Source organism: Chitinolyticbacter meiyuanensis, from assembly GCF_008033135.1.
Classification (GTDB): Bacteria; Pseudomonadota; Gammaproteobacteria; order Burkholderiales; family Chitinibacteraceae; genus Chitinolyticbacter; species Chitinolyticbacter meiyuanensis.
Map to the genome: position 1 here is coordinate 2739267 of NZ_CP041335.1, position 16009 is coordinate 2755275.

Below are 16009 nucleotides of genomic sequence, written 5' to 3' on the forward strand. Positions count from 1 at the left end.
GCAAAGCCCGGTTTTTAACATGCCGAGTCCGCGCCTGCCAGAACGCGCCGCGCCGGAGTCGCCAACAAAAAGCCCGCCGTCAGGCGGGCTTTCCGGTTCGCATCCGCGTCAATCGGCCGGATCGATCACCACTTTCATCCCTGGCCGCAGCGGCTTGGGATTCCATCGCTTCAGATCGGCCAGCGCCACGTCATAGCGGCGGGCGATGTCGGACAGCGTATCGCCGCGCTTGGCGGTGTAGGTGCGCGGCTGCTTGCGGCTGCTGCGCTTGCCTTCCTTCTGCGCCACCTTGGCATCGCCCGACACCTTGAGCTGCTGGCCGGCGCGGATCTGGTTGTTGCGGATGCGGTTGAGTGCCTTCAGCTCATCCACCGTCATGTCAAAGCGCTGCGCCACGCTGTAGAGCGTGTCGCCGCGCTTCACGCGATAGCGGTCGGTCTTCTTCGGCACCGGCTTGGGCGCGTCCTGCTCGCCGGTATCGACCGGATCGGCTTCCTTGTTCACCTTGAGCGCAGCAAGTGCCGTGCGCTCACGCAGGTCCATGCCCGGTGTCAGCGGCACCAGAATGGTCTGGCCGCGCGCCACGCGGTCGCCCCCGGTCAGATCGTTGATTTCCAGCAGTTCGGACAAGGCGATGCCATGGCGCTCGGCCAGCTCGCCGAAGGTCTCGCCGGACTGGGTCACATAGGGTTGCCAGTTCAGCAGTGGCTTGTCGTAGCTGGCGAGGTTGCTCTGGAATACGTCCAGTTTTTCTGCCGGCAGCACCAGCTTGCGCTCGTCCTTGTGGGCGATTACCGGGCGGATGAAGCCGGGATTGAGCTTGAGCAGCTCGTCGACCGGAATCTCTGCGAGCTCCGCGGCGATCTGCACATCCATGTGCCGGCCGGTAGTGATGCCGACAAAGTACGGATCGTTGTTCAGCGCCGACAGGTGCACGCCGAAGGCGTCGGGATCGGCGATGATATTGCGCACCGCCAAGAGCTTGGGCACGTAGTTTTCGGTCTCGACCGGCTTGCGCAGGTCCGAGTAGGTGAGCGGCAGGCCCGCGGCGCGGTTCTTCTCCAGCGCGCGGCCCACGGCACCCTCACCCCAGTTGTACGAGGCCAGCACCAGCTCCCAGTCGCCGAACATGCCGTACAGCACCTGCAGGTAATCGAGTGCGGCGCTGGTCGCGGCGATCACGTCACGACGGCCGTCGTACCACCAGGTGCGCTCCAGGCCATAGTGCTTGCCGGTGGCGGGCATGAACTGCCACATGCCGCCGGCGCCCACCACCGACACGGCCTTGGGGTTGTACGCCGACTCGATCATGGGCAGCAGCGCGATCTCCATCGGCATGCCGCGTTTTTCCACTTCGGTGGCGACGTAATAGAGGTAGCGCGAGCCGCGCTCGACGATACGGTTCAGGTAGTCGGGCCGGCTGGCATAGTAGTTTTCCCATTTCTCGACCAGCGGACTATCGAGCTCGTTCATGGCAAAGCCGGCGCGGATGCGGTCCCACAGGCTGGGGTATTGCGCGCGGTTGGCATCGCCGAACAGGTATTCGGTCACCATGGGATCGGCCGGCTCGGTGACGAGATCGGTCTCGGACAGTGCGACGGGATCGTTGGCGAAAGCGAGGACGGGAAACAGCAGGCACGCGGCGATCAGGCGGAATTTCATGGTGCGCGTACGCGAGATGGCGGGAACAAGGCTGCGATGGTGCCGCCCATGTTGCAGCGTGTCAACGCAAGCCGACCGCTGCCCGGACCCGGCTAGCGAAAGCCGTTGCGGCGTTCACGCAGCGCAGTAAACGTCGCCAGCATATCGCCCGGCGTACCGGTCGCCCGCTGCAGCGCCGGCTCGCCTGCGCGCAGGAAGGGATTGGTGGCGCGTTCCTCGTCGATGCGGCCAGGCAATGTCGGCTCATCCCGCACGCGTCGCGCGCTGTCGCGTGCCCAGCGCGCCTGCAGCGCGGCATTGTCGGGTTCAACTTCACGGGCAAAGCGCAGGTTGGTCAGCGTGTATTCATGGGTGCAGCAGACCAGGGTGTCGTCCGGCAAGGCAGCGAGCCGGCCGAGCGAGCCGTGCATCTGCGCGGGCGAACCTTCGAATAGCCGGCCGCAACCGGCGCCGAACAAAGTGTCGCCACAAAACAGCCACGGCGCGGCGTGATAGGCGAGATGGTCGAGCGTGTGGCCGGGCACCGACAATACCGCGAAATGAAGCCCGAGCGCGTCCACGGTTTCGCCACCGGACAAGGGCCGATTCACCTGTGGCACCCGGGCCGGGCCGAAGATCGGCAATCCAGGCGCAGCAGCTGCGAGAACCGGCAGGCCCTCGACGTGGTCCCAGTGGTGATGCGTGACCAGCACCGCACACAGCGTCAACCGGCGCTCGGCCAGCCAGCGCAACAATGGCTCGCCGCGGCCGGGATCGACTGCCAGCGCCTGCCGGTCATCGTGCAAAACCCAGATATAATTGTCTTCCAGTATCGGCAAGGCTTCGAGTTGCAGCATGACATCCTCTGAGGGCAACAACAGCGCCACCCCGTTTCGGCATTTTGCCGACTGGCTCGCCACGCCGCTAGGCAGTTACTTGGCGGCGGAGGAGGCGGCCTGGTACGCGCGTACCGCCACCGACATCTTCGGCTACAAGGCCGTGCAGCTGGAACTGCCGGAGATCGACTGCCTGCGGACCAACCGCATGCCTTGGCGTGCCTGCGGCGGCGTAGCGCATGGCTGCACGCTGTACTGCAGCCCGGAAGCACTGCCTTTCGCCAACCAGAGCCTCGATCTCATCGCCCTGCCCCACGTCCTCGATTTCTGCGCCGATCCGCACCAGGTGCTGCGCGAGGTGGAGCGGGTACTGGTGCCGGAAGGCCGGCTGCTGATCACCGGCTTCAACCCCTGGAGCCTGTGGGGCTTGAAGAAGCTGCGGCGCGGCAGCGAACAGCCGTGGGATGGCCACTTCGTCGCCCTGCCCCGACTCAAGGACTGGCTCTCGCTACTGGGCCTGGAAATGCGCCAGAGCGAATTCGTCTGCTACCGCCCGCCCGTGCAGCGCCATCGCTGGCTGGAACGCACCCGCTTCCTGGAAACCGCCGGCGATCGCTGGTGGCCCGCGGCCGGCGGGGTGTATTGCATCGACGTGGTCAAGCGGGTGGTCGGCACCCGCATCATCGAGCCGCAATGGCGCCGGGTGTCTCCGGCCAAGGCCACCGCCGCCTCTGCGGTGGAAAAGATGAAGCTGCAGGCCGCCAAAGACAAATGCAAACCCTGACGTTGCGCACCTTCCAGCCGGCGGATGCGCCAGCTTTGCGCGCCGTGTTTCACGCTTCGGTCCATCAGCTCGCCAGTCGTGATTACAGCGCCGAGCAATGCCGAGCCTGGGCGCCTGAACACTACGATGCGGCCGCTTGGGCAGCGCGCTTTGCCGGGCTGACCACCTGGATCGCAGAAATCAGCGGCCGGGTTGCCGGCTTCGCCAGCCTGCGTGACGACGGATACGTCGATTTGTTCTTCGTTGCGCCCGATTTTGCCGGACAAGGCGTCGGCCGCGACCTCATGCATGTGGTGCTCGAACGTGGGAGCAAGCTCGCTGTCGACCAACTCTGGGCAGACGTCAGCGAAACCGCGCGGCCCTTCTTCATCCGCCACGGCTTCGTGCCGCAAGCACGGCAGGCGGTGAAGCGCCTCGGCGTGCAGCTGCATAATTACCGGATGACGCGCCGGTTTACTTGACGGACGCGTCGCAGCGTTTGGCTGCAGCTTCCAGTGCGCTCACCACCGCCCGGCCTTCTTCCCGGTTCTTCACCGGCATTACCACGTCGTGACCGCTGCCGAGATTGCCGCCGCCAAAGGCGATGCGTACCGATTCGTCACCAATCTCGATGTACTGCACCACCGTCAGGTTGATATAGCGCTCAGTCTTGGTCTCGCCGGGAATCTTCCACGGGCAGAATGGCGCGGACCACGCTGGCGCGCTGAGCAGGAACAGGATCAGGCCGCGTTTCATGATGGTCTCGGTGCGTTGGGGCAAGGCAAGCAGCATACGCCGCCTCGCCCCGGCACGCTCAATGCAACACGTGCGTCTCGAAATACTGCTCGATCGCGTGCGCATCGAGCTTGGAGACATCGCGTGGCAGCTCCTCGTCGATCAACGCCTGCGCCGATTTGCTGAGCTGCTGGCGCATCAGGCCAAGGAACTTTGGTGGCGCCACCACCTTGAGCCGGTCGAAGCGATGTTCCTGCCGCGCCCTTTCCAGATACAGCCCGAGCTCCTTGGAAAAACGCTGCGCCTCATGCTCCGTCGCTTCCACTGCAGGCTGCGTGGTATGACCACGCTTGCCCTGCCCGCCGCCCGCATAGCGGCCGTAGGCATCGGTATTGAGTTCGCGGTTCTGCAACTGTGTCGCCTCGTGGGAAAAGTGCTCGACTTCCGTTGCATGATGTTGCGCATCGATCTCGAAGATATGGGCTCGGCTCGAGTCCGCAGCCAGAATCCAGGTCACCGGCATGGCACGCTCCTGTTGCACTGTGGAACAGGTGCGACCACTCCGCCCACCCTGAGTTCGGGCCATTCGGCGGTCGGGTTCCGCGGCCACCGCAACACACAGCCTCTGCCAAGTAGATATACTCAGCCCCCGAATTCGCGCCCGGCCACCAGCCGGCCGCCTCCAGGAACACCATGGCTACACTCGAGATCTATACCGACGGCGCCTGCAAGGGCAATCCCGGCCCCGGCGGCTGGGGTGCGCTGATGCGCTACCGCAGTGGCGATACGCTGCAGGAGAAGGAACTGTTCGGTGGCGAGCGCGATACCACCAACAACCGCATGGAATTGCTGGCGGTGATCGAAGCACTGGCCGCGCTCAAGCGTCCCTGCGCGCTGACGCTGTTCACCGATTCGCAATATGTGAAGAACGGCATCGAAACCTGGATCCACAACTGGAAGCGCAACGGCTGGAAGACGGCCGACAAGAAGCCGGTGAAGAATGCCGACCTGTGGCAACGGCTAGACACCGAGGTGGTCAAGCATCAGGTCACCTGGCGCTGGGTGAAGGGCCACGCCGGTCATGAATTCAACGAGCGCGCCGATCAACTGGCCAATCGCGGGGTCGACCTGGCACTGGGGCGCTGAGCCCGAGCCCGCCTGCTGCCTCTGCCGGGGCTCGCTCCGGTACTGCGGCACGCCTGCCATGGCGCCGGCGATGCGCGGGCACTTTGCCAGCCTCGCCGGCTCGGCCGATAATCGCGGCTTTGCCTTTGCCTCTCCTGCCATGCGCCAGATCATTCTCGATACCGAAACCACCGGCCTTAGGGTCGAAGACGGCAACCGCATCCTCGAAATCGCCGCGGTCGAAATGATCGACCGCAAGCTGTCTGCACCCGAGCGCCACCTGCACCGCTATATCAATCCGGGTCGTGATTCCGAGGAAGGCGCGCTCAACGTGCACGGGCTGACCAGCGAGTTTCTCGCCGACAAGCCCAAGTTCGCCGACATCGTCGATGACTTCCTCGCGTTCGTGCACGGGGCCGAGCTGATCATCCACAACGCGCCCTTCGACGTCGGCTACCTCAACATGGAGCTGGAGCGGCTGGGCCGTGGCAAGATCACCGATTACGTCAGCAACATCATCGACACATTGCGCGAAGCCAAGGACATGTTTCCCGGCAAGCGCAACAGCCTGGATGCCCTGTGCGATCGCTTCGAGATCGACCGTAGCAACCGGGTATTGCACGGCGCGTTGATCGACTGCGAGCTGCTGTCCGAGGTCTACCTCGCGATGACGCGAGGCCAGGACAGCCTGCTGATCGATTTCCATGCCGATGCCGCCGGCAACGGCGCCAGCGCCGCCGACCTGTCGCGCCGCGCGCTGCGCAAGCCGCTGATCATCGCCACACCGAGCGCCGAGGAACTCGCGGCCCATGAGGTCTACTTGGCCGAGCTGGACAAGGCAGTTAAGGGTGAATGCCTGTGGCGGCAATACGAGCCCAAGGCCGTGGAATCAGCGCAGGCATGAACCCCATCGCGCTGCTTCCCGCCGCCGGCAGCGGTAGCCGCATGGGCTCTGCCACGCCCAAGCAGTATCTGGATCTTCTGGGCAAGCCGCTGATCTGGCACACGCTGGCGGCACTGGCGCGGGTGCCGGCCCTGTCGCGCATCATCGTCGTGCTCTCGCCGGAGGACGAATGGTGGGATGGCTACGACTGGTCCGCCTTCCCCACGCTGCAAGTGCTGCGGGTTGGTGGGGCCAGCCGTGCGGAATCGGTGTTGAACGGGTTGCAGGCACTGTCGACGCAGGTTCCGGCAGATACCTGGGTGCTGGTGCATGATGCAGCCCGGCCATGCCTGGCACCCGCGCAGGTCTCGGGCATGATCGAGGCGCTGCAGCACGATGCCGTCGGCGGCATCCTTGCCGTACCGGTCGCCGATACGCTGAAGTTCGCTGCACCGAGCCAGACCATTGCGCACACGCATCCGCGCGACGGGCTGTGGCAAGCGCAGACGCCACAGATGTTCCGCCTGGCTGATCTGGCTGGCGCGCTGGAAACCGGCATGGGCCCGGATATCACCGACGAGGCAAGCGCAATGGAGAAACTGGGCCTCGCTCCGCGACTGGTGCGCGGCAGCCCGTGGAACCTCAAGGTCACCTATCCGCAGGATCTGGCGTTGGCCGCACTGATCCTGCAAGCGGGTGACGCGCTCGCCGATTGATGAAGGATAAGACGATGACTCTCCCCTTTCGTGTAGGCCAGGGCTGGGACGTGCACCGGCTAGTGCCCGATCGCAAACTGATCCTGGGCGGCGTCGAGATCGAGTTCGAACTCGGCCTGCTCGGTCATTCGGATGCCGATGCGCTGCTGCATGCGATCACCGATGCCGTGCTCGGCGCTGCCGGGCTTGGCGACATCGGCCGCCACTTCCCCGATACCGCCGAAGCCTTCCGAGGCGCCGATAGCCGGGTACTGTTGCGCGAGGCGGTGCGCCGGGTCCGCGAAACCGGTTGGACAGTCGGCAACATCGACGCCAGCATCCTGATCCAGCGGCCCAAGATGGCGCCGCACATCCCGGCCATGGTTGCCAACATCGCCGCCGACCTTGGCGTTGCGCCAGAACAGGTGAACGTGAAGGCCAAGACCTACGAGAAACTGGGTCCAGTGGGTGCATCGGAATCGGTCGAGGCGCAGGCGGTGGCACTGTTGCTGCCGGCTCAAGCCAATACAACACCAGCATGACTTTCGAAGCCATAGCTCAAGTTGTACTGAATTACCCCTCAAGTGCGCTTCCGCCCGCGTCACCTGTAGCTTCCTATGGTTTCATCGTGGAGTTGGAAGATGTTGCATTTTCAGCTGCGGTGATCCCTACAGGCTCAGGCAATTTGATTCCGGGGCAAGAGACAGAAGTGCGGTTGCGGTTTCTAGTCGACGAAGCTCAAACCGCATTCAGCCCTGGAACCAGATTCACTTTCTTCGAACAACAACGTCTTGGCTCGGGAATGATTGTTGCCATAGTGGGTAGCGCTGCTTTTTGACATAGATTGATCCTGGTCAATCGCCAAAACTGTGCAGCACCACAAGTACCGAAGTCGCGCACAGACAAGCAACAGGGCGCAACGGACAATGCAGGGTGAATGCATCTTTTGCGAGCGCTGCCCATGAAATTTCTCAACGATCTCATCCAACGCCTGCTTGCCGGCAACATCGTGCTGCAGATCCTGGTCGGCATGATCGTCGGCGTCCTGTTCGCCCTTGCCTTGCCCGCCGGCGGGCAGGCAGTCGGCTTGTTGGGGGAGCTGTTCGTCTCCGCGCTGAAAGCGGTGGCGCCGCTCCTGGTGTTCGTGCTGGTGGCCGCTTCCATTGCCAACAAGCAGCGCAACACCACAACGCACATGCGGGGCGTGCTGCTGCTCTACCTGATCGGCACCTTCGCCGCCGCCATCGTCGGCGTGGCGGCGAGCTTTTTGTTCCCCTCCACGCTGCACCTGATCGCCCCCGCCACCAATCAGGGCGCGCCGGGCGGGATTCTGGAAGTGCTGCGCGTCCTGCTGTTCCAGGTGTTCGACAATCCGGTACATGCGCTGTCCACCGGCAACTACATGGGCATCCTGGCGTGGGCGGTGGCGCTGGGCCTGGCGCTGCACCATGCATCGGACAGCACCCGCTCCCTGTTGGCCGATAGCGCCGACGCGCTCGGCCGCATTGTCCACTTGGTGATCCGCTTTGCGCCGATGGGTGTATTCGGCTTGGTGGCGCATTCGGTGGCGAGCACCGGTTTCTCCGCCCTTGCCGGCTATAGCCACCTGCTCGCCGTGCTGATCGGCGCCATGCTGGTGGTGGCCTTGGTGGTGAACCCTGTCATCGTCTATGCCGTTACCCGTCGCAATCCGTTTCCGCTGGTGTTCACCTGCCTGCGCGAAAGCGGCGTGACCGCGTTCTTCACCCGCAGTTCTGCCGCCAACATCCCGGTGAACCTGGAACTGGCGGAACGGCTGGGGCTCGATGAAAACACCTACTCGGTGTCGATTCCGCTCGGCGCCACCATCAACATGGCCGGCGCCGCTGTCACCATCAGCGTGCTGACGCTGGCGGCGGCGCACACGCTGGGCATTCCGGTGGATTTGCCGACGGCCTTGCTGCTGTGCGTGGTCGCCAGCCTCGCCGCCTGCGGCACCTCGGGCGTGGCCGGTGGCTCGCTGCTGCTGATCCCCATGGCATGCAGCCTGTTTGGCATCAGCAACGACGTGGCCATGCAGGTGGTGGCCATCGGCTTCATCATCAGCGTACTGCAGGATTCGGCCGAGACCGCGCTCAACAGCTCCACCGACGTGCTGTTCACCGCAGCGGCCTGCCGGGCGCGACAACCGGCCTGACCGGCCATCAGGGCAAGCCAGTGTGAACCGTACCGCCGCGAGGCGGTACGGCACGGCGTATGCTGCAAGAACCGCCTTCCCGGACAGCCCGCCATGCGCCTAACTGCCTTCCTGCTGACCCTGCTGCTGTCATTGCCCGCGCTGGCCGATCGGGTCGACGTGGTGGAACTGCGCCACCGCAGCGCCAACGAAGTGGCCCCGGTGATCCGCGACTCGCTGCCCGCCGTGAAGATCCAGGCCTTCAACAACCAGCTCATCGTCAACAGCCCGGACAACGCCAGCTATGAACAGGTGCTCGCACTGGTCGACCAGCTCGATACCGCCCAGCGCAACCTGGTGGTTACCGTGGAGCAGCGTCAGGGCCAGAGTCGCAGCGGCAGCGCGCTGGCGCTCGATGGTGTGGTGATCTCCAATCGTGGCATTGGCGCCGGCATCCGGCTATTCGGCGGTGGCAGCAACAGCAGCAGCGGCGGCACGCAAAGCGTGCGGGTGCTCGACGGCGGTCAGGCGTTCATCCGCCTGGGCAGCAGCCGCTTCTACCCGAGCATCGGCTTCGGTTACCGCGATGGCTACGCGATCGCGCTGAGCGGTGGCAGCTGGGAGGAAACCGGCACCGGCTTCTGGGCGCAGCCGCGGCTGATCGGTGGCGACGTGGTACTCACGCTCTACCCGGAAACCAGCCGCTTCGAACGCGACGGCAGTATCGCCAGCAATAGCGTACACAGCGAAGTGCGCGGACGACTGGGGGAATGGCTACCGGTAGGGAACAGCTCCCTGTCCGGGCAGGCCAGCAGCAGCGGCACCGTGAGCGGTAGCACTACCCGAGCCAGCAGCTATACGGTGTGGGTAAAGGTCGACGAAGCCCGCTGAACCAGAAGCCACCATGCCCGTCACCCGTATCGATCCACGCAGCGCCCTGGTCGTGATCGACCTGCAACGCGGCATCCTCGCCATGCCGACGCAGGTGCTCGGCGACGAAATCGTCCGGCGTGTGGCCCTGCTCGCCGATGCCTTCCATGCCGGCGGCCTGCCGGTTATCTATGTCCATCTCGTCAACGCCGCCGATGGCAGCGATGCGCCGCCCGGCCGCGTCGATCGCGCAGCGCCCATGGGCGCGCAAGCGGCGGATTTCAGTGAGCTCGATCCGCGGCTACCGCGCGCCGAGGGCGACCTGGTCATTGCCAAAAAGCAATGGGGCGCGTTCTACGGCACCGACCTCGACCTGCAGCTGAGACGGCGCGGCATCACCCAGCTGGTGCTGGCCGGGATTTCGACATCGATCGGCGTGGAAACGACGGCGCGCAACGCCTGGGAGCACGGCTATCACGTGACCATCGCGCGCGACGCGGTCACTGACCTGAATGCCGAGGCGGAGCAACGCAGCCTCGACCTCATCCTGCCACGGCTGGCGGAAGTGGACGACAGCGCGGCCATCATCGCCCTGCTCCCGCCTCGCAGCGGCTAGGCCTCAGCCCAGCGCCTTGTCGTCCGCCTGCCAGCGGCCATGGTGCTCACGGATCAGGTGTACGGCGTCTTCCACGGTATCGACCACCACCGGGATCTGCATGTCCACCGGGCTCGCAAGGCCAGCGCCGTTGTCCACCATATGGCGGCGCGCCCAGTCGACCATCTCGTGCCACATCTCGCCGACCAGGATCAGCGGTGTGTCGTAGAGCTTGCGTACCTGCAACAGCTGCCACACCAGCATCAGCTCCAGCGCCGTGCCGATCCCGCCCGGGGTGACGATGAAGGCATTCGAGCGCTGCACGAAGTGGTGCAGGCGGGAGAAGAAGGTCTTGTGCTCGTACGCACGGCCGACGAAATCGTTCACATGCTGTTCGAAATCGAGATCGACCCGGATGCCGACCGAGGCATCGGGATTATCCGGCGCCGCCTGGGCTGCGCCTTCGTTGGCCGCCTGCATCAGGCCCGGACCACCGCCGGTGACGATGCGGCACCCCATGGCGGCAAGCTCGGCCGCCAGGTATTTCACCGACTGATAAGCCGGCGTGTTTTCCTGGATGCGGGCGGAGCCGAAAATGGTCACATGGTAGTGCGGCGTATGTGCCGGCCGCAGGCGGGACAGGTCGTCCACCGTATCCCATAGCTTGAGCACCGCATCGGCCACGATGCGCAGCGCTTCGTCGTCATCGACCACGCCTATGGGTTTGTTCTTGGGATTGATCACGGTCGTTCTCGTCGAGCGGGAAAAGGCGTGAGGGTAGCGGCGTGCGCCGCCCAAGTCCAACGGTCGCAGCGCGCCCCGCTTGGCGGCAGATGCGCCAGACCACATGGCGCAATGGCGCAAACCGCGACGTCATCCGTGAAATGCGCCACCTGGGAAATGGCACACATCCCGTTGATTCAAATGAATATTCAGGCAAAACCGTGAAACCGCGCCGCTATCCATATAGGCAAGCGCCTGCGCGGCACCGATGATGAGCGCCATGGCAAAAAGACGGCAACCGTTTGCGCAATCCCGATCCAGCCGCATTGCCATGCCAACCCGAACATTCGGATGGAGGAGACCCCCATGAAGCAGTTCAACCGGGCCATCAAGCCCATCGCCGCGATCCTGGCCGGCTGCACGCTGCTGGCCAGCGCGGCCTTCGCGGCCCCTGCCTGGCAGGAAGGCAGCACCTACAGCAGTGGCACCGTGGTGACCTACAACGGCAACGACTACCGTGCGCTGGTCACCCACACCGCCTACGTCGGCGCCAACTGGAATCCGGCCTCGACCCCGACGCTGTGGACACTGGTCGGCCCCGCCACCGGCGAACCCACGCCAACGGCTGTGCCGGCCACGCCGACACCACGACCGGCCACGCCGACGCCGCAAGCTGCAACCCCCACGCCACGCCCGGCAACACCGACACCGCAAGCCGCCACACCGACCCCTGCCCCCGCCAGCTGCTATGCCGCCTGGAACGCCGGGAGCGTGTATACCGGCGGCCAGCGCGTAACCCACCTGGGCGTGAACTACGAAGCGCGCTGGTGGACGCAAGGCGACAACCCGGCCCAATCCGGCGACTGGGGCGTATGGAAGCAGATCAGCCAATGCGGCTCGACCACGCCGGTTCCGGCCACGCCGACACCGCGGCCTGCCACCCCGACGCCGCAAACCGCCACACCGACCCCGGTACCGGCCACGCCCACGCCGGTAACCCCGGCCCCGAGCGGCACGCCGACCGAACGCAATGGCCAGCTCAAGGTCTGCGCCAACAACCTCAACCTGTGCAATGAGCGCAACGAAGCGGTGCAGCTGCGCGGCATGAGCACCCACGGCATCCAGTGGTATGGCTGGGGCAACTGCCTCACCACCGGCTCGCTCGACGCGCTGGCCAACGACTGGAAGGCCGACGTGCTGCGCATCTCGCTGTACGTGCAGGAAGGCGGCTACGAGAGCAACCCGGACGGCTACACCGCCCAAGTGGAGCGCCTGATCGACGAAGCCACCCGCCGCGGCATGTATGCGCTCGTCGATTGGCACCAGCTCGATCCGGGTGATCCCAACTACAACCTGGAACGCGCCAAGACCTTCTTCACCCGGATTGCCACCAAGTACGGCAACCAGAAGAACATCATCTACGACGTGGCCAACGAGCCGAACAACGTGAGCTGGACCAAGATCCGCGAGTATGGCGAAAAGATCATCCCGGTGATCCGCGCCATCGATCCGGATTCGCTGGTGCTGATCGGCACACACGGTTGGGGCTCGTTCGGCGTCTCGGATGGCCGCTCGGTCGACGACATCATCAACGACCCGGTGCGCTATTCCAACGTGATGTACACCTTCCACTTCTACGCGGCCTCGCACGGGGATCAATACCTGAACGAGCTGAAGAAGGGCGCCGCGCGGCTGCCGGTGTTCATCACCGAGTGGGGCTCACAGACCGCCAGCGGCGACGGCACCAACAACTTCACCATGACCCAGAAATACCTGGACTTCCTGGCGGAGAAGAAGATCAGCTGGACCAACTGGAACTACTCGGACGACTTCCGCTCCGGCGCGGTGTGGAAGACCGGTACCTGCTCCAGCGGCAACTGGGCGGCCTCCAGCCTCAAGCCAGCCGGCGAGTTCGTGCGCAACGCCATCCGTAATCGCTGATCGCGGTCACGGTAGATCACAAACGGGGCCGACCAGCCCCGTTTGTGCTTGCCCCCGATCCACCGTGGCGCAGTCGCGGCCGATCTGGCAGAATGCGCCGCTTGGAGCGCCCGTGGCGAAATTGGTAGACGCAAGGGACTTATGTGATTTGAGCACCGGGATGGCGAAAGCGCCCGCGTGAATGGCGTCAAATTCAGCGAACCCCCTGCCCCACGGCGAGGCAACGCTGAGCGAAGCCCGAGCCCAGAGCTCGGGAACGTGCAGAGACTTGACGGCGCCGACCTACAGCCTGGCCACCGCCAGTGCCATGGTCAAGGCAAAGTCCAGACCACAAACACCGCCCGGTGGCGGCGAAAGCCGAAGTGGTAAGAAAATCCCTCGACATTGTCGTGCCGGTTCGACCCCGGCCGGGCGCACCACCCCCCCCTTTTTCTCGCAGCCAACCGTACGTTGCACTTGCAATACGACGGAACCCAGCGACCCTCCTGTTCGGCCTGCTGCGATTCAGCTGCCCCCAAAATTCCGATACGCGCTCCCGTATCGCGGCCCCCTGTCCAACTTTTCAGCACCTCCTTGCGACTTCATCGCAATCCCTTCGCCATCAAAAAGCAACAAATCCGACACGGAACCGCAACGCACGCTGACTAAGCTCTGCCGATTCTTACGACAAGACAGGGAGAGACTCATGAAGCTTTGGCAAATCGCGGGTGCATCGACACTGGCCGTGGCCGCGTTGACCAGCTGTGACGGGGATAGCATCGGCACCCCCTCGGTCACGCCGACCCCGGCACCAACGCCTGTACCCACACCGGTGCCGGAAGCCACACCCAAGGCCATCTCGCTGTCATTGCTCGGCCGCTTTGCCACCGGCGTGTTCGCCGAAGGCGCCTCCGAGATCCCGGCCTTCGATGCCGCGAGCAAGCGCGCTTTCATCGTCAACGCCAAGAAGGGCGTGGTCGAGGTACTGGATCTGGCCGACCCGGCCAATCCGCTGCTGATCGGCGAGCTGAGCGCCCAGGGCATTGTTGCGGGTGCTGAAGTGAACAGCGTGGCAGTGAACAACGGCATCGTCGCGCTGGCGGTGCAGGCGCCGGTCAAGACCGACACCGGTTACGCCGCCTTCTTCCGCGCCAGCGATCTTGCCAAACTCAGCCATGTGGCGATCGGTGCGCAACCGGACATGATCACCTTCACGCCGGATGGCAAGACGGTGCTGGTTGCCAATGAGGGTGAGCCGTCGGACGACTACCAGATCGATCCTGAAGGCTCGATCAGCGTGATCGACGTGACCGATCCGACCAAGCCCACCGCCCGCACCGCCGGCTTCGCAGCCTGGAATGGCAAGGAAGCCGAGCTGCGTGCCACCGGCGTGCGCATCTACGGTCCAGGTGCCAACACCAGCAAGGATTTCGAGCCCGAATACATCGCGATTTCCGCCGATGGCAAGACCGCCTGGGTAACGCTGCAGGAGAACAACGCCTTCGCCAAGCTGGATATCGCCACCGCCACGGTGACTGGCATCGTGCCGCTGGGCTACAAGGACCACGGTGTGGCCGGCAACGGCTTCGATGCCTCCGACGCCGATGGCACCGGCGGCGTGGGCAAGATCAACATCGCCCTGCATCCGGGCGTGCGTGGCCTCTACCTGCCCGATTCCATCGCCAGCTACACCGTCGGCGACAAGACCTACCTTGTGACTGCCAACGAGGGCGATTCGCGTGCTTGGTTCAGCGATGAGACTGCCTACTTCAACGGCGACACCAGCAAGGGCTTCGTCGAGGAGTTCCGCGTGAAGCACCTGGTGCACAAGAACGGCTTCGATCGCCGCAAGGGCGACGACCTGCCGGCGCAGCTGCGCCTCCTGGCACCGGGCGCCACGCTGAATCCGACCGTGTTCGGCTATTGCGGCGCCACGGCCACCGATCCAGGTGCCTGCGCCAGCGATGCGGAACTCGGCCGCCTGAACGTCACGTGGACCCTGGGCTACCAGACCAACGCCGACGGCACCCCCAAGCTCAATGGCGCCGGCAAGCTGGTCTACGATGCGCTCTATGCCTTCGGTGGTCGGTCGTTCTCGATCTGGGATGAAACCGGCAAGCTGGTGTGGGATTCGGGCGATGCCTTCGAGCAGAAGCTCGCCACGCTGATCCCGGCTCACTTCAATACCGACCACGAAGCGACCGGGTTCGACGACCGCAGTGACAACAAGGGCCCGGAACCGGAAGGCGTGGCCATCGGCAGGATCGGCAACAAGACCTTCGCCTTCATCGGACTGGAGCGTATCGGTGGCGTGATGGCCTACGACGTGACCGATCCGAAGGCTCCCGTGTTCATGCACTACTTCAACAGCCGCAACTTCGCTGCCACCGACAACACCAAGCCCGAAGCCGGCGATCTCGGCCCCGAAGGCCTGGTGTTCGTGCCAGCCGCCAAGTCGCCCAATGGCAAGCCGTTGCTGATCGTGGGCCACGAAGTGAGCGGCACCACCGCGGTCTACCAGATCGATCAGCAGTTCTGATCTGCTACGCCACCTGAACAGCACGCCCCGGCACCGGGGCGTGTTTGTTTTTGCCGCAGGCTCCTAGCGCAAGCCGGAGTTGAGGAAACCTTCCACGCGCCGCAGCCGGCCATCGCTGGCAAAGGAGATGGCATCGACGCCATAGAACAGCGGATCGCCCTGGGCGCTGACGATTTTCCATTCGAACAGCGCGGCATTGCCGGCCTGGCGCAGATACCCGACCATTTCGCCGCGCAGGTCCGGGTATTGCGCCTGCAGACCGGCGATCACGCCGGCCAGCTCCTGCCGATTGGTGGCACGCGAATAGGCATCGAGGTACTGCACATCATCGGTCACCGACTGTTCCAGCAGCTTGAGGCGCGCTTGCGGATCGGCCTCCTGCCAGGCGCGTACGTACTGCGCCACGGTGGTGGCAGGGCTTGGCGCAGCATGCGCCGGGGAAAACGGGACGACAAAGGCGAAGGCAAGCAAGGCGGCAAGGGACTTGGGCATGGCGAACTCCTGGCTCGTTAGGTGGACGATCAATTCT

At 64.6% G+C, this 16009-nt stretch carries 19 protein-coding genes; 12 read left to right on the plus strand and 7 right to left on the minus strand.

Going from position 1 to position 16009, the window contains the following annotated elements; translation table 11 throughout:
* Positions 1–108: 108 nt before the first annotated feature.
* Both FLM21_RS13055 and gloB read right to left on the minus strand, forming a co-directional pair.
* Complete coding sequence (locus FLM21_RS13055) at positions 109–1662, minus strand: lytic transglycosylase (RefSeq protein WP_148715986.1); 1554 nt, start codon at positions 1660–1662, stop codon at positions 109–111.
* 92 nt (positions 1663–1754) lie between these two features.
* Positions 1755–2498, minus strand: coding sequence for a hydroxyacylglutathione hydrolase (gene gloB / locus FLM21_RS13060; protein ID WP_148715987.1), 744 nt, complete (start codon positions 2496–2498; stop codon positions 1755–1757).
* On the opposite strand from gloB, the gene FLM21_RS13065 reads away from it, so the two are divergent.
* Together FLM21_RS13065 and FLM21_RS13070 are read left to right on the plus strand one after the other, a co-directional pair.
* The gene (locus FLM21_RS13065) at positions 2497–3261 is read left to right on the plus strand and encodes a class I SAM-dependent methyltransferase (RefSeq protein WP_148715988.1); all 765 of its coding nucleotides are present in this window, start codon (positions 2497–2499) and stop codon (positions 3259–3261) included. The genes gloB and FLM21_RS13065 overlap by 2 nt on opposite strands.
* On the plus strand, positions 3249–3722 hold the full coding sequence (locus tag FLM21_RS13070) for a GNAT family N-acetyltransferase (protein ID WP_148715989.1): 474 nt from the start codon (positions 3249–3251) through the stop codon (positions 3720–3722). The genes FLM21_RS13065 and FLM21_RS13070 overlap by 13 nt, the downstream gene beginning before the upstream one ends.
* Here the strand turns inward: FLM21_RS13070 and FLM21_RS13075 are convergent.
* Complete coding sequence (locus FLM21_RS13075; RefSeq protein WP_187359895.1) at positions 3715–4020, minus strand: hypothetical protein; 306 nt, start codon at positions 4018–4020, stop codon at positions 3715–3717. The genes FLM21_RS13070 and FLM21_RS13075 overlap by 8 nt on opposite strands.
* A gap of 34 nt (positions 4021–4054) precedes the next feature.
* Positions 4055–4498: a host attachment protein gene (locus tag FLM21_RS13080; protein ID WP_187359896.1), complete on the minus strand. Its 444-nt coding sequence runs from the start codon at positions 4496–4498 to the stop codon at positions 4055–4057.
* Between the two features lie 170 nt (positions 4499–4668).
* Here FLM21_RS13080 and rnhA point away from each other — a divergent pair, with 170 nt between their 5' ends.
* The 8 genes from rnhA to FLM21_RS13120 all read left to right on the plus strand — a co-directional run bounded on the left by rnhA (position 4669) and on the right by FLM21_RS13120 (position 10319).
* Positions 4669–5121 (plus strand): ribonuclease HI, encoded by a 453-nt coding sequence (gene rnhA / locus FLM21_RS13085; RefSeq protein WP_148715992.1) that lies wholly within the window; start codon positions 4669–4671, stop codon positions 5119–5121.
* A gap of 139 nt (positions 5122–5260) precedes the next feature.
* Complete coding sequence (gene dnaQ / locus FLM21_RS13090; protein WP_148715993.1) at positions 5261–6004, plus strand: DNA polymerase III subunit epsilon; 744 nt, start codon at positions 5261–5263, stop codon at positions 6002–6004.
* A complete protein-coding gene (gene ispD / locus FLM21_RS13095) occupies positions 6001–6699 on the plus strand; it encodes a 2-C-methyl-D-erythritol 4-phosphate cytidylyltransferase (protein ID WP_148715994.1) in 699 nt (232 codons plus the stop codon). The genes dnaQ and ispD overlap by 4 nt, the downstream gene beginning before the upstream one ends.
* 14 nt (positions 6700–6713) lie before the next feature.
* Complete coding sequence (ispF, locus tag FLM21_RS13100) at positions 6714–7220, plus strand: 2-C-methyl-D-erythritol 2,4-cyclodiphosphate synthase (RefSeq protein ID WP_148715995.1); 507 nt, start codon at positions 6714–6716, stop codon at positions 7218–7220.
* Entirely contained in the window at positions 7217–7516 is a 300-nt protein-coding gene (locus FLM21_RS13105; protein ID WP_148715996.1) for a hypothetical protein, read from the plus strand. The genes ispF and FLM21_RS13105 overlap by 4 nt, the downstream gene beginning before the upstream one ends.
* Positions 7517–7639: 123 nt before the next feature.
* Entirely contained in the window at positions 7640–8854 is a 1215-nt protein-coding gene (gene sstT, locus FLM21_RS13110) for a serine/threonine transporter SstT (protein WP_148715997.1), read from the plus strand.
* Between the two features lie 93 nt (positions 8855–8947).
* Entirely contained in the window at positions 8948–9724 is a 777-nt protein-coding gene (locus FLM21_RS13115; RefSeq protein WP_148715998.1) for a hypothetical protein, read from the plus strand.
* A gap of 13 nt (positions 9725–9737) precedes the next feature.
* Entirely contained in the window at positions 9738–10319 is a 582-nt protein-coding gene (locus FLM21_RS13120; protein WP_148715999.1) for an isochorismatase family protein, read from the plus strand.
* A gap of 3 nt (positions 10320–10322) precedes the next feature.
* Here the strand turns inward: FLM21_RS13120 and FLM21_RS13125 are convergent, their stop codons facing one another.
* Together FLM21_RS13125 and FLM21_RS21535 are read right to left on the minus strand one after the other, a co-directional pair.
* A complete protein-coding gene (locus tag FLM21_RS13125; RefSeq protein WP_148716000.1) occupies positions 10323–11042 on the minus strand; it encodes an LOG family protein in 720 nt (239 codons plus the stop codon).
* Between the two features lie 129 nt (positions 11043–11171).
* A complete protein-coding gene (locus FLM21_RS21535) occupies positions 11172–11303 on the minus strand; it encodes a hypothetical protein (protein ID WP_281284946.1) in 132 nt (43 codons plus the stop codon).
* An 84-nt stretch (positions 11304–11387) separates the two neighbouring features.
* Between FLM21_RS21535 and FLM21_RS13130 the strand changes: the two genes are divergently transcribed.
* Together FLM21_RS13130 and FLM21_RS13135 are read left to right on the plus strand one after the other, a co-directional pair.
* A complete protein-coding gene (locus FLM21_RS13130; protein WP_148716001.1) occupies positions 11388–12962 on the plus strand; it encodes a cellulase family glycosylhydrolase in 1575 nt (524 codons plus the stop codon).
* Positions 12963–13647: 685 nt separating this feature from the next.
* Positions 13648–15480 (plus strand): choice-of-anchor I family protein, encoded by a 1833-nt coding sequence (locus FLM21_RS13135; protein ID WP_148716002.1) that lies wholly within the window; start codon positions 13648–13650, stop codon positions 15478–15480.
* A 63-nt stretch (positions 15481–15543) separates the two neighbouring features.
* Here the strand turns inward: FLM21_RS13135 and FLM21_RS13140 are convergent, their stop codons facing one another.
* On the minus strand, positions 15544–15972 hold the full coding sequence (locus tag FLM21_RS13140) for a nuclear transport factor 2 family protein (RefSeq protein WP_148716003.1): 429 nt from the start codon (positions 15970–15972) through the stop codon (positions 15544–15546).
* Between the last annotated feature and the right edge of the window lie 37 nt (positions 15973–16009).

Coding starts and splice junctions, on each gene's coding strand:
- dnaQ (WP_148715993.1), top strand. CDS start 5,261: ATGCGCCAGATCATTCTCGATACCGAAACCACCGGCCTTAGGGTCGAA.
- sstT (WP_148715997.1), top strand. CDS start 7,640: ATGAAATTTCTCAACGATCTCATCCAACGCCTGCTTGCCGGCAACATC.
- ispF (WP_148715995.1), top strand. CDS start 6,714: ATGACTCTCCCCTTTCGTGTAGGCCAGGGCTGGGACGTGCACCGGCTA.
- FLM21_RS13115 (WP_148715998.1), top strand. CDS start 8,948: ATGCGCCTAACTGCCTTCCTGCTGACCCTGCTGCTGTCATTGCCCGCG.
- FLM21_RS13080 (WP_187359896.1), bottom strand. CDS start 4,498: ATGCCGGTGACCTGGATTCTGGCTGCGGACTCGAGCCGAGCCCATATC.
- gloB (WP_148715987.1), bottom strand. CDS start 2,498: ATGCTGCAACTCGAAGCCTTGCCGATACTGGAAGACAATTATATCTGG.
- FLM21_RS13140 (WP_148716003.1), bottom strand. CDS start 15,972: ATGCCCAAGTCCCTTGCCGCCTTGCTTGCCTTCGCCTTTGTCGTCCCG.
- FLM21_RS13070 (WP_148715989.1), top strand. CDS start 3,249: ATGCAAACCCTGACGTTGCGCACCTTCCAGCCGGCGGATGCGCCAGCT.
- FLM21_RS13120 (WP_148715999.1), top strand. CDS start 9,738: ATGCCCGTCACCCGTATCGATCCACGCAGCGCCCTGGTCGTGATCGAC.
- FLM21_RS13055 (WP_148715986.1), bottom strand. CDS start 1,662: ATGAAATTCCGCCTGATCGCCGCGTGCCTGCTGTTTCCCGTCCTCGCT.
- FLM21_RS13105 (WP_148715996.1), top strand. CDS start 7,217: ATGACTTTCGAAGCCATAGCTCAAGTTGTACTGAATTACCCCTCAAGT.
- FLM21_RS13135 (WP_148716002.1), top strand. CDS start 13,648: ATGAAGCTTTGGCAAATCGCGGGTGCATCGACACTGGCCGTGGCCGCG.
- rnhA (WP_148715992.1), top strand. CDS start 4,669: ATGGCTACACTCGAGATCTATACCGACGGCGCCTGCAAGGGCAATCCC.
- FLM21_RS13065 (WP_148715988.1), top strand. CDS start 2,497: ATGACATCCTCTGAGGGCAACAACAGCGCCACCCCGTTTCGGCATTTT.
- ispD (WP_148715994.1), top strand. CDS start 6,001: ATGAACCCCATCGCGCTGCTTCCCGCCGCCGGCAGCGGTAGCCGCATG.
- FLM21_RS13130 (WP_148716001.1), top strand. CDS start 11,388: ATGAAGCAGTTCAACCGGGCCATCAAGCCCATCGCCGCGATCCTGGCC.
- FLM21_RS21535 (WP_281284946.1), bottom strand. CDS start 11,303: ATGGCGCTCATCATCGGTGCCGCGCAGGCGCTTGCCTATATGGATAGC.